The organism is Lysinibacillus sp. PWR01 (genome assembly GCF_043359455.1).
GTDB classification, from domain to species: domain Bacteria; phylum Bacillota; class Bacilli; order Bacillales_A; family Planococcaceae; genus Lysinibacillus; species Lysinibacillus fusiformis_F.
Genome location: NZ_JBHERJ010000081.1, coordinates 1 through 16,382 on the forward strand (window position 1 = coordinate 1; position 16,382 = coordinate 16,382).

The 16,382-nt window shown below is 37.0% G+C and carries 14 protein-coding genes; 1 reads left to right on the forward strand and 13 read right to left on the reverse strand.

Features of this window, described 5'->3' with window-relative positions; all coding sequences use genetic code 11:
* Positions 1-79: 79 nt before the first annotated feature.
* The 12 genes from ACEVFT_RS18170 to putP form a co-directional block, all read right to left on the reverse strand.
* Positions 80-394 carry an antibiotic biosynthesis monooxygenase family protein gene (locus tag ACEVFT_RS18170; protein ID WP_205445937.1) on the reverse strand — a complete coding sequence of 105 codons (315 nt, stop codon included), beginning with the start codon at positions 392-394 and terminating at the stop codon, positions 80-82.
* Between the two features lies 1 nt (position 395).
* Positions 396-1,424 (reverse strand): siderophore ABC transporter substrate-binding protein, encoded by a 1,029-nt coding sequence (locus tag ACEVFT_RS18175; protein WP_205445938.1) that lies wholly within the window; start codon positions 1,422-1,424, stop codon positions 396-398.
* A gap of 64 nt (positions 1,425-1,488) precedes the next feature.
* Entirely contained in the window at positions 1,489-2,250 is a 762-nt protein-coding gene (locus tag ACEVFT_RS18180; protein WP_205445939.1) for an iron ABC transporter ATP-binding protein, read from the reverse strand.
* Positions 2,247-3,200, reverse strand: a complete 954-nt coding sequence (locus tag ACEVFT_RS18185) for an iron chelate uptake ABC transporter family permease subunit (RefSeq protein WP_205445940.1) — start codon at positions 3,198-3,200, stop codon at positions 2,247-2,249. Before ACEVFT_RS18185 ends, ACEVFT_RS18180 begins: the two co-directional genes overlap by 4 nt.
* Positions 3,193-4,143: an ABC transporter permease gene (locus ACEVFT_RS18190; protein WP_004231947.1), complete on the reverse strand. Its 951-nt coding sequence runs from the start codon at positions 4,141-4,143 to the stop codon at positions 3,193-3,195. The genes ACEVFT_RS18185 and ACEVFT_RS18190 overlap by 8 nt, the downstream gene beginning before the upstream one ends.
* Positions 4,144-4,427: 284 nt before the next feature.
* Positions 4,428-5,480 carry a YkvI family membrane protein gene (locus ACEVFT_RS18195; RefSeq protein ID WP_342441835.1) on the reverse strand — a complete coding sequence of 351 codons (1,053 nt, stop codon included), beginning with the start codon at positions 5,478-5,480 and terminating at the stop codon, positions 4,428-4,430.
* A gap of 52 nt (positions 5,481-5,532) precedes the next feature.
* The gene (gene menC, locus ACEVFT_RS18200) at positions 5,533-6,639 is read right to left on the reverse strand and encodes an o-succinylbenzoate synthase (protein WP_393950945.1); all 1,107 of its coding nucleotides are present in this window, start codon (positions 6,637-6,639) and stop codon (positions 5,533-5,535) included.
* Between the two features lie 21 nt (positions 6,640-6,660).
* Positions 6,661-7,485, reverse strand: a complete 825-nt coding sequence (locus ACEVFT_RS18205) for a GNAT family N-acetyltransferase (protein ID WP_205445943.1) — start codon at positions 7,483-7,485, stop codon at positions 6,661-6,663.
* The gene (locus ACEVFT_RS18210; RefSeq protein WP_205445944.1) at positions 7,485-8,630 is read right to left on the reverse strand and encodes a M20 peptidase aminoacylase family protein; all 1,146 of its coding nucleotides are present in this window, start codon (positions 8,628-8,630) and stop codon (positions 7,485-7,487) included. Before ACEVFT_RS18210 ends, ACEVFT_RS18205 begins: the two co-directional genes overlap by 1 nt.
* A gap of 205 nt (positions 8,631-8,835) precedes the next feature.
* Complete coding sequence (locus ACEVFT_RS18215) at positions 8,836-10,323, reverse strand: peptide MFS transporter (protein WP_205445945.1); 1,488 nt, start codon at positions 10,321-10,323, stop codon at positions 8,836-8,838.
* A gap of 410 nt (positions 10,324-10,733) precedes the next feature.
* Complete coding sequence (hflX, locus tag ACEVFT_RS18220; protein ID WP_393950946.1) at positions 10,734-12,020, reverse strand: GTPase HflX; 1,287 nt, start codon at positions 12,018-12,020, stop codon at positions 10,734-10,736.
* Between the two features lie 142 nt (positions 12,021-12,162).
* Complete coding sequence (putP, locus tag ACEVFT_RS18225; RefSeq protein WP_393950947.1) at positions 12,163-13,650, reverse strand: sodium/proline symporter PutP; 1,488 nt, start codon at positions 13,648-13,650, stop codon at positions 12,163-12,165.
* A 198-nt stretch (positions 13,651-13,848) separates the two neighbouring features.
* On the opposite strand from putP, the gene ACEVFT_RS18230 reads away from it, so the two are divergent.
* Positions 13,849-15,009: a class I SAM-dependent methyltransferase gene (locus tag ACEVFT_RS18230; RefSeq protein WP_342533521.1), complete on the forward strand. Its 1,161-nt coding sequence runs from the start codon at positions 13,849-13,851 to the stop codon at positions 15,007-15,009.
* Between the two features lie 53 nt (positions 15,010-15,062).
* On the opposite strand, the gene ACEVFT_RS18235 is transcribed toward ACEVFT_RS18230, so the two are convergent.
* Positions 15,063-16,382, reverse strand: coding sequence for an ABC transporter permease (locus ACEVFT_RS18235; protein ID WP_393950948.1), 1,320 nt, complete (start codon positions 16,380-16,382; stop codon positions 15,063-15,065).

A 16,382-nucleotide genomic window follows, 5' to 3' on the forward strand; every position in this document is an offset into this window, starting at 1 on the left:
TCATTTCTACCTTTCAATTGACTATTTTGTTTTTCAACACTAAAAAGGTGCCTCAATCTCTTGAGACACCTTTAGATGATTAACCTTTTACATAATAAACTTCTTGTCCGCTTTCAATGATGTGATCAGGCTTTGGTTTCCCTGCGCTTGCCTTATGGCCGGCAATATGCTCAGGACTCTTCTCCCAATTTTTCCATGCTTCTTCTGATTCCCAACGAACCATCACTAGCACTTCTTCATCTCCACGGCGAACTTTCTTTACAAGTACCTGCTTATCAATGTAACCAGGCTGTTGTTCAAGTAATGAAGGACCGTTTGATTTAGCACCAAAACGTTCAACAACCTTATCCGAATTCCCTTCCGTCACAACAATACGTTTAATTTGTACAAACATATTAGTTAAACGCCTTTAACACATCTTCAGCTTTTTGTGTTTCTGATTGTAAACCGCCACCTGAAAGGTACCAAACTTCTGGATCTAGGTAGAATACTTTACCGTTTTTCACAGCGTTTGTTGCACTTACGATTTCGTTTTCAATTGCAGCTTTTGTACCTGATTCACCGTTTTCATTTACAACAGCGTCACGGTCAACAACAAATAAGATATCTGGGTTTTTCTCACGTACGAATTCAAAGCTTGCATTATCACCATGTGACTCGATTTTGAAGCCACTAGCTTCAGCTACAGCTTTTACACCATACACATCATGAATCACACCGAAACGTGAACCAGGACCAAATACTGATAATGAACCTTCACTACCTAAAACGATTAATGCTTTTTCTTCTGTTGCAGTAGCTTTTGCTTTTACTTCTTCTACTTTTGCTTCATAGGCAGCCATTGCATCTGCAGCTTCTTTTTCTTTACCAAAGATTTTACCTGCTAATTCTGTATTAGCTTTGAATGACTCTAAGAAGTTATTATTATCTACACCAATGTATACTGTAGGAGCAATTTTAGATAATTCAGCATAAGCTGCTGACGCACGACCAGAGATGAAAATAATATCTGGGTTAATTTCAGACAATTTTTCATAATCAGGCTCGAATAATGTACCTGCATTTACATAAGTGCTATCTTTAAACTTGCTTAAGTATGCTGGTAATGAATCTTGTACTACTGCAGTAGGATTAACGCCTAAAGCATCTAAAGTATCTAGGAAACCATTATCAAAAACGACAACTTTTTCCGGCATTTTATCAAGTGTTATTTCTTCAAATGTAGTACTATTACCATCGCGACCTTCAACTGTGCTACCTGGGATTGTTAGTGGGTAAAGTGATGATTCTTCATTTTGTTCCTCAGCTGGTTTGTCAGTTGAAGTACCTTTATCTTCTTCTTTTGCTTCGTCTTTCGAACCGCAAGCAGCCAATACTAATAACATCATTGCCATTAATACCGTAAGTAACTTCCATTTTTTCATTGTGAAATTTCTCCTTTAATTAATTTATTTGATAGTTAGATGGTTTATCCATCTGGAACTATTTTTACGAATTAAAATAAACACAAATTCGACAGCCATCCTGTTCTTGAACAGGGATATCCATATCATAGATTTCCTTCAATGCATGTGAGTTAATAATGTCATTTGTAGGACCGTTTTTAACAACACGACCATCTTTTAATGCAACAATATAGTCAGAGTAAACGGAAGCAAAATTAATATCGTGTAAAACGATAACCACCGTTTTGCCTAGCTCATCAACCAGCTTACGTAAAATCTTCATAATCTGTACAGAATGCTTCATATCTAAATTATTCAATGGTTCGTCCAGTAAGATATATTCAGTGTCCTGTGCAATAACCATTGCGATAAAAGCACGCTGACGTTGACCACCTGAAAGTTCATCTAAATAATTTTGTTGCATATCTTCTAAATTCATATAACGAATAGCTTCGTCAACTTTTTCTTCATCTTCAGGCTTTAAGTGCCCTTTTGAGTAAGGGAAACGGCCAAAGGATACAAGCTCACGGATCGTTAGACGAACATTCATAAAGTTAGATTGCTTTAAAATCGATACGCGTTTAGCGAAATCATCTGATTTCCAGCTCCGTACATCTGCCTTATCGAGTAGTACTTCGCCAGTATCTGCATTCAGTAAACGACTCACCATTGAAAGTAGCGTGGACTTCCCTGCACCATTCGGTCCAATAAACGATGTGATTTTTCCGGAAACAATATCAACACTTACATCTTGAACGACAGGTTTTTTTCCAAAAAACTTCGTAATTTCTTTGACTTGTATCATCCTGCTGACCTACTTTCTCTTAATAATAAGTAGATGAAGTAGACCCCACCCACAAAATTAATAATGACACTAAGTGTAGTAGTGAAACTAAATAAACGTTCAACCATCCATTGTCCACCGACTAAAGCAACAATACTCATTACACAAGAGCCAGTAATTAAGATCGAATGCTTGTATGTTCTGAAATACTGATACGATAAATTTGCAACGATTAAACCAAAGAATGTGATCGGACCAACGAGCGCCGTCGAAACGGCTATCAAGATCGAAGCTAAAATTAACATACGTTGTACCAACTTATCGTAAGGTACACCTAAATTTATAGCTGTATCTCGTCCCAAGGACATAACGTCTAATTGATTCATATGACGAGCACCATAGAAAAACGTTATTAAAATGATAACGCCTGCCAGCCAAACTAAATCTGAATTAACATTATTGAAACTTGCAAACATTTTACTTTGTAAGCCTAAAAACTCATTCGGATCTATTAATACTTGAAAGAACGTAGTAATACTTCCTAAAAACGTACCGACAATCATGCCAACAAGCAGTAAAAAATAAATCGGGCGCTTTCCTTCTTTAAACAATACTCGGTAAAAAATTAAAGCGAATAGAATCATCGCCCCAATCGCAAGCGTAAAATTATAGTAGATATTAATAACTAATATGGATGTAGAGCCAAAGAAAAAGTAGATGCATGTTTGAATTAACATATACAAAGCATCTAAACCCATGACACTTGGCGTTAAAATACGATTATGTGTAATTGTTTGGAAAACTACTGTGGAATAGGCAATAGCTATACCTGTTAATGCCATTGCTACTACTTTTATGACACGACGTGGAAAAGCATAATGATAATTACCATTTAATTCCCAAAACAAATATAGAACAATTGCTATAACAGCAAGACCTAGTAAAATGAACATTTTTGTACGATTACGCATATGCTCTCCCCCTAAACAACATGAATAGGAAGATGGCACTTCCAATTACACCAACAGTCATACTAATTGGTATTTCATAAGGGAAAATCAGTACTCGTCCTAAAATATCGCAGAATAATAAGAATGACATACCAAGTAAGGCTGTATGCGGCAAGGTTTTCGCCAAATTATCACCTTTGAACAGTGAAATAATGTTCGGAATAATCAAACCAAGGAAGGGAATGATACCGACTGTTAACACCACTGTCGTGGAGATAAGAGCTACCAACACTAAGCCTAAATTGACCACAAATTTATAGGATAGACCAAGGTTTTTTGCAAAATCCTCTCCCATCCCAGCTACTGTAAAACGATTTGCGTAAATGTAAGCTAAAATGAGTATCGGTACACTTACGTATAACAGTTCATAACGGCCTTTCATGATTAATGAGAAATCTCCTTGTAACCATGCAGAAATGTTCTGGATAATATTTGCCTTGTATGCAAAGAACGTTGTCACAGAGGACAAAATATTCCCAAACATTAAGCCAATAAGCGGTATAAAAATCGCATCTTTAAACTTAATTCGGTTTAATATTTGCATGAATAGTAATGTGCCGGCTAAAGCAAATATGAAAGCGAAGGAAATTTTTTGGAAATACGTGACGTTCGTAAAAAACATCATTGAAATCAATACGCCCAACCGTGTGGCATCTAATGTACCAGCTGTTGTTGGTGATACGAATTTATTCCTACTTAAGCTTTGCATAATTAAACCAGCAATACTCATACCTGCACCTGCTAGCAAGATTGCAACAAGTCTAGGTACACGACTAATTAAAAATAGTCTAGCTTCTTCTGATTGGAAGTCTAATAGGTCGCTAGGCTTAATATCTACTACTCCGATAAATAGCGACACAATAGACAGCACAACAGTTGCTGTTAAAAGATATCTTATTTTCATAGTAATCCCCGGTAGATTTCATTTTTGTGTGTAACTCACTTTTTAGTGAAAATGATTATCATTACTCACGATTTCCATTATAATCATGATTTTATTCTCAGTCAACCTACAAATGAGAATTATTCTCGCTTTATTGAGGATTAACTAAAAAATATGCCTAATTAACGAAATATCAGCATAATCGTTCATCTTTTCAACAGAAATAATTCACTATTTCTACAATTTTTTTATCCAAATAAAAAGGTAATTGAGAATAAAATCTATCTCTCAATTACCATTTTTTATTAAATAATTTTCTTAATGCCTCTTAACCATGCTGAAATAATGAATATGATTAATACTAAACCTACATAGCCCATAACCGCATACAGTTTAGCTACTAGTGTTGTGAATCCCACAAGACTTGCTAGAAATCCGAGACCACCTATAAATATGACTGCAACCCTAAAGCTTGCTCTATTGGGTTCGAAAAACCTAACCATGAAGGAATATAGCATCCCTACCGCCGTATTATAAATCATTCCCAAAAGAGAAATAGTCATTAATAGCCCAACAATTGGATGAATTTCATTAGCTAATGCTAACATCGGAATGTCTAGTCCAACAATAATATTCATTTTTGCTAGAAGAGAGAAATTCACAAGTAAAATTAAAGCCCCTAACAAAATTCCACCAATTATACCACCCATTCCAGCTACCCTATGATTACGTATAGATCCACACATCACCGTTAATAAAGAAAAACTAACCCCTACATTGAATGACATATATAGTAAAGCCGTCACCCACCAGCTTTTCTCACTTATTTGAGCCTGTTGAGCAATAACAGCCTGCTCTACAAAGGTAAGGTCCATCGTAGCTATAGCATAGATAGCGATGATGGACACAATGGTTAGTAGATAGGGAGTGGCTAGCGCGATGATATTAATGATACTTTTCACATCCATCATAACTGTAGCTATTGTAAGCAAGATCATGCAAATACTCCCTAGCCAGATAGGAAATCCAAACATTTGTTGAAATGTTGCACCAGCACCAGCAAACATAATTACGGCTACACCAAATAAAAAGAGGGATAGGACTAAATCCAATACAAAGCCAATAGTATTCCCTGAAATTTGATAAATCAAATCCTTATGGGAGGCTGTGCGAAGTCTTGAGCTCACTTGAGCAATGCACATTCCAACAATCGAGAAACCAACCATAGCTAACAGTGCACCATATATTCCTTTAAAGCCATAGCTTGTAAAATAGAGGACAATTTCCTGCCCCGATGCAAATCCTGCTCCAACGATAATCCCTACATAGGCACCACCGATTTGCAAGCTTTTTTTCAATCAGTTCTCTCCTCGTTTTTCCTTTATACCAGATGATTGACTAAGTAATGCTTTATTGATAGATTTCTTTACTAATCGTTAATTTATCAATAACAGCCATATTAGGCGTATAACCAATACCGACTGACTGGGGTACCTCAATATAGCCATCTTTGACTTTTACTTCAGGATCAATTACGTCCTCATACCAATAATGACTAGATCCTGCTGTATCGCCGGGTAAAATAAAGTGACTAAGAGATGTTAAGGCAATATTATGTGCTCGTCCAATTCCTGCCTCTAACATACCACCACACCAAACTGGAATATCGTTCGCTTTACACAGGTCATGGATTCGTTTCGCTTCCGTTAAACCACCTACTCGTCCAATCTTGATGTTTATGACACCACAGCTTCCAAGTTCAATTGCTCGTCTGGCATCCTCATAGGATGTGATGCTTTCATCTAAACAAATAGGCGTTTTTAACTTTTTCTGCAATGCTGCATGATCGACAATATCATCAGTAGCTAGTGGTTGTTCAATCATTAATAAATCAAAGTCATCAAGCTGCTGTAGTATTTCTATATCATCTAATGTATAAGCAGAGTTCGCATCTACCATCAAAGGTAAATTTGGCAGTTCCGCGCGAAGTGCTCGTACTACCTCGACATCCTCTCCAGGCTTTATTTTTATTTTCACTCTTTTATAGCCTTTTTCAATATGACCTTTTATTAACGCTATTAACTGAGTGATAGAGGGTTGAATTCCCACGCTGACTCCCACTTCAATACGTTGTTTTTGACCGCCTAATGCCTGTGCAAGTGATTGCTTCGTTTGTTGGGCGTAGATATCCCATACAGCACCTTCAATTGAAGCTTTCGCCATGCAGTTTCGACGAATAGGCGCAAATAATGAGGTCACCTCACCTGGATGCCCTATCTCTTTATGTAACAAGATGGGTATCAAAAAATCTTGCAGCATATGCCATGTTGTCTTTAATGTCTCTTCTGTATACCAAGGTGCTACAAAAGCAACCGTTTCTCCCCATCCAGTAATCCCTGATTCATCTTTTGCTTCTATTAATAATAATTCCTTTTCATCAACTGTGCCAAAGCTCGTTGTAAATGGTGCTTTCATAGGCATTTTCAAGTGCCTTAATGTAATCTTTTCTAATCTCACAATATTCACTCCCTAGCATTATTATAAGGCTAATAAGGAGCGTCTGACTAACAGATAGCTATGAACATATTCTGGATGTTTCTTCATGCGTACAACAGCATAATCTTGATTAAATAATGTCGTTAAGATTGTACGAATTTTATAACGCCAGTCCTCTGCAAGCTTTGGACTTTCCACTTTCATCTTCTGTAGAGATTGAGGGATCGGTAAGAGATAGGCGTCCTTGTAAAAGGATTGTTCCAACTGAAATGTATTTTCTACATCTAGAACTGGCAATCCGTCGACGGTTAATGTCCAAGGTACAATTTCCTGCGCTAGCTCTTCTAATTCATCAAGGCTATCTGCCATTTGATCACGCTCAATCCACCATTCAACAACTAGCCTATCTGATGGGAGCCCTTCATTAAAATCGTCTCGGAGCGGACCATAGTAATCATTTTCATATTGATAGCTAGTGGCGTTCAATTTTAGAAATGCTAAATTAGCTAAACGTGCTTCTAACGGTTCAATTAACCAGCGGACAAGTTGAAAGCCATGCTCTTTTGCATATTCTTGTTGGGCATGCTTCAATAATTCAGCCACACCTTGTTCACGATATGCTTTTTCTACACCAATCATGTGCGAATGCAAGTACATTTCTCTATCTTGATAACCAACAAAGCAATAATTAAAGCCAATTAGCTTTTCGTCTAAATACGCTCCTAATACGATTCCCCCATTTTGTACAGCAGCTAATAATTGATGGGAGGGTATTGCTTGGCTGCCCCATATTTCAGCATTCAATTTTTGGATCTCTGCAATTTCTTTCGGTGTCATTACCTTATGAATTCGCACTTGCTCTAACATTACGCTGACGCCTCCTTTTTATGCCCTGATTCCAAAGCTAATAAAACTGCTCTTGTAAGAATCTCAACTCCTGTGACAAGTCTTGCTTGTTTAAATTTCATTTTCGGATGATGCAACCCGGGAGTTAATCCACAACCCAAGCCTAGCATGGTCGTTTTTAAATGTGGCCGTTTCACAGCATAATGGTGAAAATCCTCTCCACCAGGTGTATGAACTGGCTTTCTTAAATTTGATAACCCAGTAGCCTGTATAATTGCCTGCTCCATCAAATATTGTGCACTTGTATCAACTTCAGCAGCTACGATATTGGCAACCGTACGTAATTCAATCTGTACCTTATGCAACAATTTAGAGGAATCTATTACACGCTTTACTCCTTGTGCTAAATCATCCATTACCTTGTTTTGCTGTGCACGTATATCAATCGTGAACGATGCATTACCTGGAATAATATTGCCTGAATCTCCCCCAGCATGGAATTTCGTCATCTTTACAGATACAGGAACCATTGGATCTGTATGAATGGTTCGCAAATCTTCGATAATTGTTGCACCTACTTCAATCGCATTAGTGCCAAGGTGTGGCCTTGCAGCATGAGCATCCTCCCCAATAATTTCACCTTCAAGTAAGCGAGAGGCACCGTGGTATAAGGCTGCACAATAAGTGCCGTCCTCTAGCTCATGAACTGGTCTTACATGGACACCAAATAAATAATCTAAGTCATCAATAACGCCTTCTTCTAAAACGGATAACGCCCCCGTTCCTTTTTCTTCAGCAGGTTGGAAAATAACACGGATTGTACCATTAAATGATTGCTGTAGTTCTTTTAAAAGTAATAGCGTACCAATGGCCATCGTCATATGTCCGTCATGTCCACATGAATGATTGGCACGGAAATGGCCATCAACTTCTTGCCATAAAGCATCTATATCTGTTCTTAATCCTACTTTCGGATCTCCGTTGCCTACATCCACATATAACCCTGTGGAGTTTTTAAATCGGATAGGAGAAAAGCCTTCCTGCGTTAATAGCTCCACTATATAATTGGTTGTTTCTACTTCATGCCAGCTGATTTCTGGATTCGCATGTAAATACGTAAAAATCTCCATTAATCTTGGCCTCAAATGATCTAACTCTTCTTTCATGGCTTCCAACCCCTTAAATTTTCATATTATTAAAATTATTATAACGAAAATGATAATTATCTACATAGAAACTTATACCCACATTCAGCAAAATAACTACTTACGATAATATATTTCGCTCTCAACTTCTTAGATAGACTTTTATTTAGATAGCAAAAAAAGATGCAAGTACAGCTATTAATAAAACTGTACTTGCATCTTTCATTTAATTAATACCTTTCATCGCTTTCGAAATAATCGGTGAAAGTACTAATATAATAATTCCGACTACAATAGATAAGGTACCTAAGAAGCCAAAGTATGTGAATTCGCTTACAACTTCATAGACCTTAACTAATTGCGCATTAATTGCTTGTGCTGCCGCACTTGTTAAAAACCATAAAGACATCGTTTGTGCTGCGAAGGCCTGTGGTGCCAATTTCGTTGTAGCAGATAGACCAACTGGTGATAATAGTAACTCCCCAACAACCACTAAGAAGAATGACAATACTAACCATAAAGGACTCACTAATGTTTCTCCACCAGATAGGTGTGCTGGAATCATCATCACTAAGAATGATAAACCTGCAAAGAACAATGCGTATGAGAACTTACGTGGTGTTGTTGGTTGCTTGTCTCCCCATTTAAGCCATAGCATCGCAAATAATGGTGCCATCGTGATAACAAATAATGGGTTCAATGACTGGAACCATGAAGATTGAAGCTGAATACCACCAATACTTAGCTGTGTACGCTCATCTGCATATGTCGCTAAAATTGTTGCCCCTTGTTCTTGGATAGCCCAGAACATGACCGCTGATAAAAATAAAGGAATATAAGCAAGTAGACGAGACTTTTCATCCTTCGTTGTTTTTTTACTGCGATACATATAAATAAAGAATGCAGTTGGAATTAATACACCTAGGGCCGTAATGATAAAACTGAATACATTCATTGTTAATGTACCTGTTTTAATACCAATAGCACCTAAAATGATAATAAGTAAAGCTGCAATTCCAAATTGTAAAAAGACTTTTTTACGTTCTTCAGGCTTTAATGGGTTATTTACTTGTAAGCCCGCTAAGCCTAAATATTTTTTCTCTGTTAATTTATAGACAATTAAACCAATTAGCATACCCAGACCAGCTAAACCAAAGCCAAGGTGGAAGCTATACTTTTGTCCAATTGTTCCGACAATAAATGGTGCAATGAATGCTCCCATATTAATACCCATATAGAAAATAGAAAAACCTGCATCACGGCGGCTATCTGTTTCAGCATAAATGTCCCCAACAATACTTGAAACGTTTGGTTTTAATAAACCAGTACCCATGACGATAAATGCCATTGAAGCAAATAACATGCTTACACCACCAGGCAATGCTAGCAGTAAGTGACCAATCATAATTAACACGCCACCATAAAAAATGGTTCTTCGTGTTCCTAAAACTCGGTCGGCAATCCATCCACCTATAATACCAGACATATAAACAAGTGAGCCATAGATGGCCATAATAGAGTTTGCTGTTCCGCGGTCTAGACCTAAGCCTCCCTCATGTAATTCATAATACATAAAGAAGATGAGAATTGCTCGCATACCATAGTACGAGAAACGTTCCCAAAATTCTGTGAAAAACAAAGTAAAGAGCCCTTTAGGGTGTCCAACAAAGCCATTTTGAGGGACAGATTTTACAACTTCATCTTTACTAGACATACAATACCCTCTCCCAATTAAAAATTATTCTCTAAAAATATCATTACCCTAAAATAAGGATAAAAAAACTTTGTTTCATCATACTAAAGCGTTTTATAAACTTTAGCAAGAGTTTTAAAAAATGTTGAAAATTTGTCATTTTTCTATAAATTCTGATTGATTATTAGCGAAAATATTAAATCCTTTGATATATCTAAGTTTTCTCACACTTTCTTTCCAAAAAATTAATACATACTCATTGAATTATTCTAAAATATTTAAAATTCAGATTTATTACTTTGTTTACAAATTTATACTATTTTATCTACAACCTACGGTACGCCTTTCACTTTGTTCTAGATTCTACTATTCCCTCTAATCATAAAAAGCATGCCAAAAATATTTTGGCATGCTTTGGGAAATCCATTTTTTTAATTAACAACATAGTGTTGATACTTTGCATAGTCTGCTGCTTTTACTTCAAGAGACAATAATGTCCCGCCTTCTTCATAGGCAGTATTAAAAACAGAGGCTTGTTCATTTAAATAAGAAACAACGTTCCCTTGGTCATAAGGTATTAACATGTCACACTTTACATAATGCGAGAAGATGTGTTGACGAATTAACTGTACTAATTCCTCTAAACCAATCCCCTGCTTTGCTGAAATCCAAATATTATCTCCACTTACTACAGGATAAGGAACATCCGCTATATCTGCCTTATTGTATACATAGATTGTTGGAATGTCCTCAACACCAACTGCTTTAAGCGTTTCATTTGTCACATTCATCATAAATCCATGCTCAGCATTTGAAACATCCACCACATGAAGTAAAAGGTCAGCATCTCGTGCCTCTTCCAAAGTAGAGCGAAATGCCTTCACTAAATGGTGAGGTAATTTACTAACGAAACCTACTGTGTCTGTTAGTAAAAATGTCTTCTTATCAGGTAGTTCAATCTGACGAACAGAAGTTTCAAGGGTAGCAAAAAGCATATCCTTCTCAAAGACTTGCTTGTGCTCTTCTTGTCCTATTTGTGTGAGCAGTTGATTCATAATTGTTGATTTACCTGCATTTGTATAGCCGACAATCGATACAACTGGAAGTGCATTTTTACGACGCTGTTTACGCTGCGTTTCTCGTTGCTCCTTAACGTGCTCAAGATCCTTTTTAATTTTAGCAATTTGATCTTCAATCTTTCGTCGATCCAGTTCCAGCTTTGTTTCACCAGCACCTCGGTTTTTAAAGCCACCTCCAGTACCTCCACCCTGACGACTTAAAGAGGCATGCAAACCTACTAAGCGAGGTAGCATGTATTGAAGCTGTGCTAACTCCACCTGCATTTGTGCTTCACGTGTTTTTGCGCGTCTTCCAAAAATATCTAAAATAAGCATTGTTCGATCAATGACCTTCGTTGCTAAATCACGCTCTAAATTACGGATTTGCGAAGGAGACAATTCATCATTAAAAATAACAAGATTTGCTTGTGCTTCTTCATAAAAATTTTTGATTTCTTCTATTTTACCTGTACCTACATAATGGGAAGGTGTGACACGTTCCAAATTTTGCGTGACAATCCCTACCACTTCTACATGCAAAGCCTCAGCTAAATTTTGTAACTCTTCCATAGAATAGTCAAAATGCCCATCGTTTCGTAAATTTACGCCAACGAGTATGGCCTTTTCAATTAATACATCAACTTCCTTAATTCTATCCATTAGAAACCTCCCACCAAAGCCTGGTGTCCCTACGACAAATTTTCTTCATCTTACCATAAAATACCCTTTTTCGTATCTGAAGAACATCATTCACTTTTCTAAAAAAATGCGCCTCAAGGAAAGGCGCATTTAAACCACATTACTATTTTCTTTCTTCTTTTAGCAATGCTTCTGAGCGTGTGAACTCTTCTTCAATTTCTTTATTTGGTTTAAATGTCAGCATACTGACAACAACCGCAATAATTAAACAAACAAAGAAGCCTGGAACAATTTCGTACAAAGCACTTGATAAAGCATCTACTTTTCCCCAAATAAACGCGGTTACAGCCCCTGTCACCATTCCGCTAAGTGCTCCATAGTTCGTTAACTTTCTCCAATATAAAGAAAGCAAAATAATTGGCCCGAAAGCGGCACCGAATCCTGCCCATGCAAAGCCAACCAAGCTTAAGATGGAGCTATCTGGATTCCATGCTAGGATTGCTGCAATAATTGCAACAACTAATACAGCCATACGTCCAACAAAAACATAATGTTTATCGTCTGCTGTTTTATTAAATAATGCTTTATAAATATCCTCTACAAGTGCTGAGGATGTTACGATTAATTGGGATGAAATTGTACTCATAACAGCTGCTAAAATAGCCGCCAGCATAATACCTGCTATAAACGGATGGAATAAAATCTGTCCAAGTACAATGAATACTGTTTCAGCGTCTTTTAGCTCACCAGCATTTTGCTGATAATAAGCTACACCCACCAAGGCAGTTCCAATAGCTCCAAATAAGCTTAACATCATCCAGCCAATACCAATGCGTCGTGCTTGCTTCGTTTCTTTCACAGAGCTAATCGCCATAAAGCGGACAATGATATGAGGCTGTCCAAAATAACCTAACCCCCAAGCAACTGAAGAAATAATCCCCGCTGCTGTAGCAGTGGCTGGTAATAAATTCAGAAGATCTGGATTAACGGATTTAATAGATGAAATCGTTTCTCCTATTCCACCTGTTGCAAATAAACCAAATAGCGGTACAGTAATAAGTGCTAAAAACATGATAAGTCCTTGTAAAAAGTCTGTATAACTTACAGCTAAAAATCCACCGAATAATGTATAGGCGACTGTTACACCTGAAACGATTAATAACCCTGTGTGATAATCATAACCAAATGAACTCTCGAAAAACTTGCCTCCTGCTACCATCCCTGACGATACATAAAACGTGAAAAATAATAGGATGATGATACCAGAAGCAATCCTAATTAGCTTCGTATTATCCCGTAATCGGTTATCCAAATAACTTGGAATGGTAATGGAATCATTCGTAACCTGTGTGTATACCCGTAAACGTGGTGCAACAAGTAGCCAGTTTAGGTAAGCCCCTATTGTGAGTCCAATCGCAATCCAAGCTTCCACAAGACCTGATAAAAATATTGCACCTGGTAAGCCCATTAGGAGCCAGCCAGACATATCCGCAGCACCCGCACTTAGCGCCGTAACCGCTGGACCCAAAGAACGACCGCCAAGCATATAATCTGTTAAATTCGATGTTTTAACAAATGCATACCAGCCAATTGCTAGCATGGCGACCATATAAATAATAATTGCTAATAATTGATACATGTTATCCGACATATTTTCTCCTCCTTTTTAATACTTAGTATCACCAATTCAAAAAGAATTACTATATTTAAGATACCATGAATATACAATTCTACCTATAAATACTCGGAATTTTTATTAAATTATTTCCGAATGCCAAAGTAGACATTGTCTATTATAAAATGTGTTAAACTAGTGCCATCTATTACACAATAAAGTAGGCGAAAATGTATGACATTTGAAGAAATGAAAACTCTGCTCACTGAGCAAATTTTGCAACAACAGCTTGTGACTGCTACAATCAGTCAACCACGTATGAAATCAAACGAAGTAAAACGTGTAAAATTAAAACCATTAATGTTAAAGAATCAGTACCATATACAAATTGAATACCAATATGAACGCATTTTAAAACATGAAAATATTCAATTGGCTCATTTTCCTTCCAAGCTTGACGCCTTTTTTGAGGAGTATCGTCAAGCCCATATCGATTTCGTAGATGAAACGGTACATGTGCAATTATCCAAAAAGAATAAAGTCCTTTGGAAATCAGATAAAACGACTTCACCTAAACAAGTCAATTTAGCCCATAATCGTAAAAAAAATCATTTACTTTCAGATAACCAACCCTATCCATTTTTAATTCGACTAGGGGTTCAAACAGAAGAAGGAAAGGTTAAAAAACAAAAGTATGATAAGTTTAAACAAATTAACCGCTTCATTGAATTTATTGATGACGCCTTAACATACTTACCACAGGATCGACAGGTGCGGATTTTAGATTTTGGTTCAGGTAAATCCTACTTAACCTTTGCTTTGTATCATTATTTAAAAATCGAAAAAGGCTTAGACATTCGTGTTACTGGTTTAGATTTAAAAAAAGAGGTTATTGAAGAATGCTCGAGAATAGCACAGGATTTAGGCTATGACCAGCTAGAATTTCTTGTAGGAGATATCAATGATTATAATGATGAAAGCACTGTAGACATGGTGGTGACACTCCATGCATGCGATGTAGCCACAGATATGGCCTTGGCTCGTGCTGTGAAATGGGGCGCAAGTGTCATTCTAAGTGTTCCTTGCTGTCAGCATGAGTTAAATCGTCAACTAAATACGCCTGCTCTAGACATTATGTTGCAACACGGTCTTGTTCGAGAGCGTTTTGCAGCACTTGCCACAGACGCTATTCGAGCTGAAATTTTATCTCTTGTTGGCTACGAGGCACAGCTTTTAGAGTTTATTGATATGGAGAATACACCTAAAAATATTTTAATTCGAGCATATCAAACAGGTAAAAAACCAAATGAAGAGCAACGTGCAAGCTATGATGCCTTCTTAAAATTACTCAATGCAACACCATTTTTAGCTAATGAGTTAAAAGAGTACTTATAATGCACTTCTATCAAAATAAAAGGCGATCCAATGTTGATTGGACCGCCTTTTTATTATAGCTCTTGTCGCAAAGCTTGAATAACATCGATTTTAGTTGCTTTACGTGCTGGACGGTAGCCTGAAATCATCGCTACACCAACACTAATGGCCGCTGCAATAATAACTAGTTGCCATGGAATCAGAGAAAATGTAATATCATTTGTTGCGAATGCTTCTTCTCCAGTTGCTGCCTTAAGAATCAATGGTAATGCTGCATTAGCCGCAAAACTGATGGCATATGAGATAATAACTGCAATTAGCGTACCAAAAATACCGATAAATGTACTTTCCATTAAAAACAGCCGTTGAATAAGCTTTGGACTTGCCCCAATTGCCTTTAACACACCAATTTCACGAGTACGCTCTGTGACAGCCATTGTCATTGTATTGAAAATACCAATGGAAGCAATCAACACAGCAATCGTACCTACAAAGATTAAGCCAATTTTTAATACAAGGAAAAATACATTCATTTGATCTAATTGCTCAGTGACTGAATATACGCTATAACCTCTATCTTTTAATTTCTCTAAAATCGGCTTTACATTTTCTAAAGTATCCGCATAAATGTTAAATTCAGAGTAAAATAGCTCATCCTCTGCCATGTTATTACTTGTAGATAAATTTTCAGCTAATACTGCCTTTTGTACCTTATCCATATGAATAGCATTATCAACCATCCAATCATAAGAAGGTTTCTCCATTATGCCAACAATTGTATAGCTCATTTTTTGCGTTTCATCATTTGTGCCAGAGTGAGGAACTAAGGACAGGTCAATATTTTTTCCAATCAATGATTCCTTATAGCCTTCTTCACTGCCATCATAGTAAGTGCCCTCTGCTTCAGCCTTTTTACTCTTTTCCGCAATGAGATTGCGTTCTGTTTCATTTAATAATGTTTGCGCAAAATGATAGCCTACAACAATTTCATTGGATTTTGTTGGATAGTGCCCTTTTGCAAGCTTTCCATTTACCTGCTCAAAATCCTGCATATCTGACAATATTAAATTAGAAGTTGTATCACGATCCTCGAAAAATGATTGCGCGGAAGCATTGACACTAATTGTTTCAAGTATTGTTTCTACATGCTCCATTTTTTTAATTTCTTGTACTTGCTCTTCAGTTAATTGCTTATCGCCATATACTTGAATTTTCGTAACGGTTTCGTTTGACAGAATTTCATTGCGTAAAGACTCCTGTAAGCCAAAACCAACCGATGCTAGCACGATTAGAAAGGCACAGCCCATCGTTGCAGCTAGTATCGTCATAAACACACGTAGCTTGTTTTTCTTGATATGCTGTGTTACAAAACCTAGTTGATCCTTAAATAACAT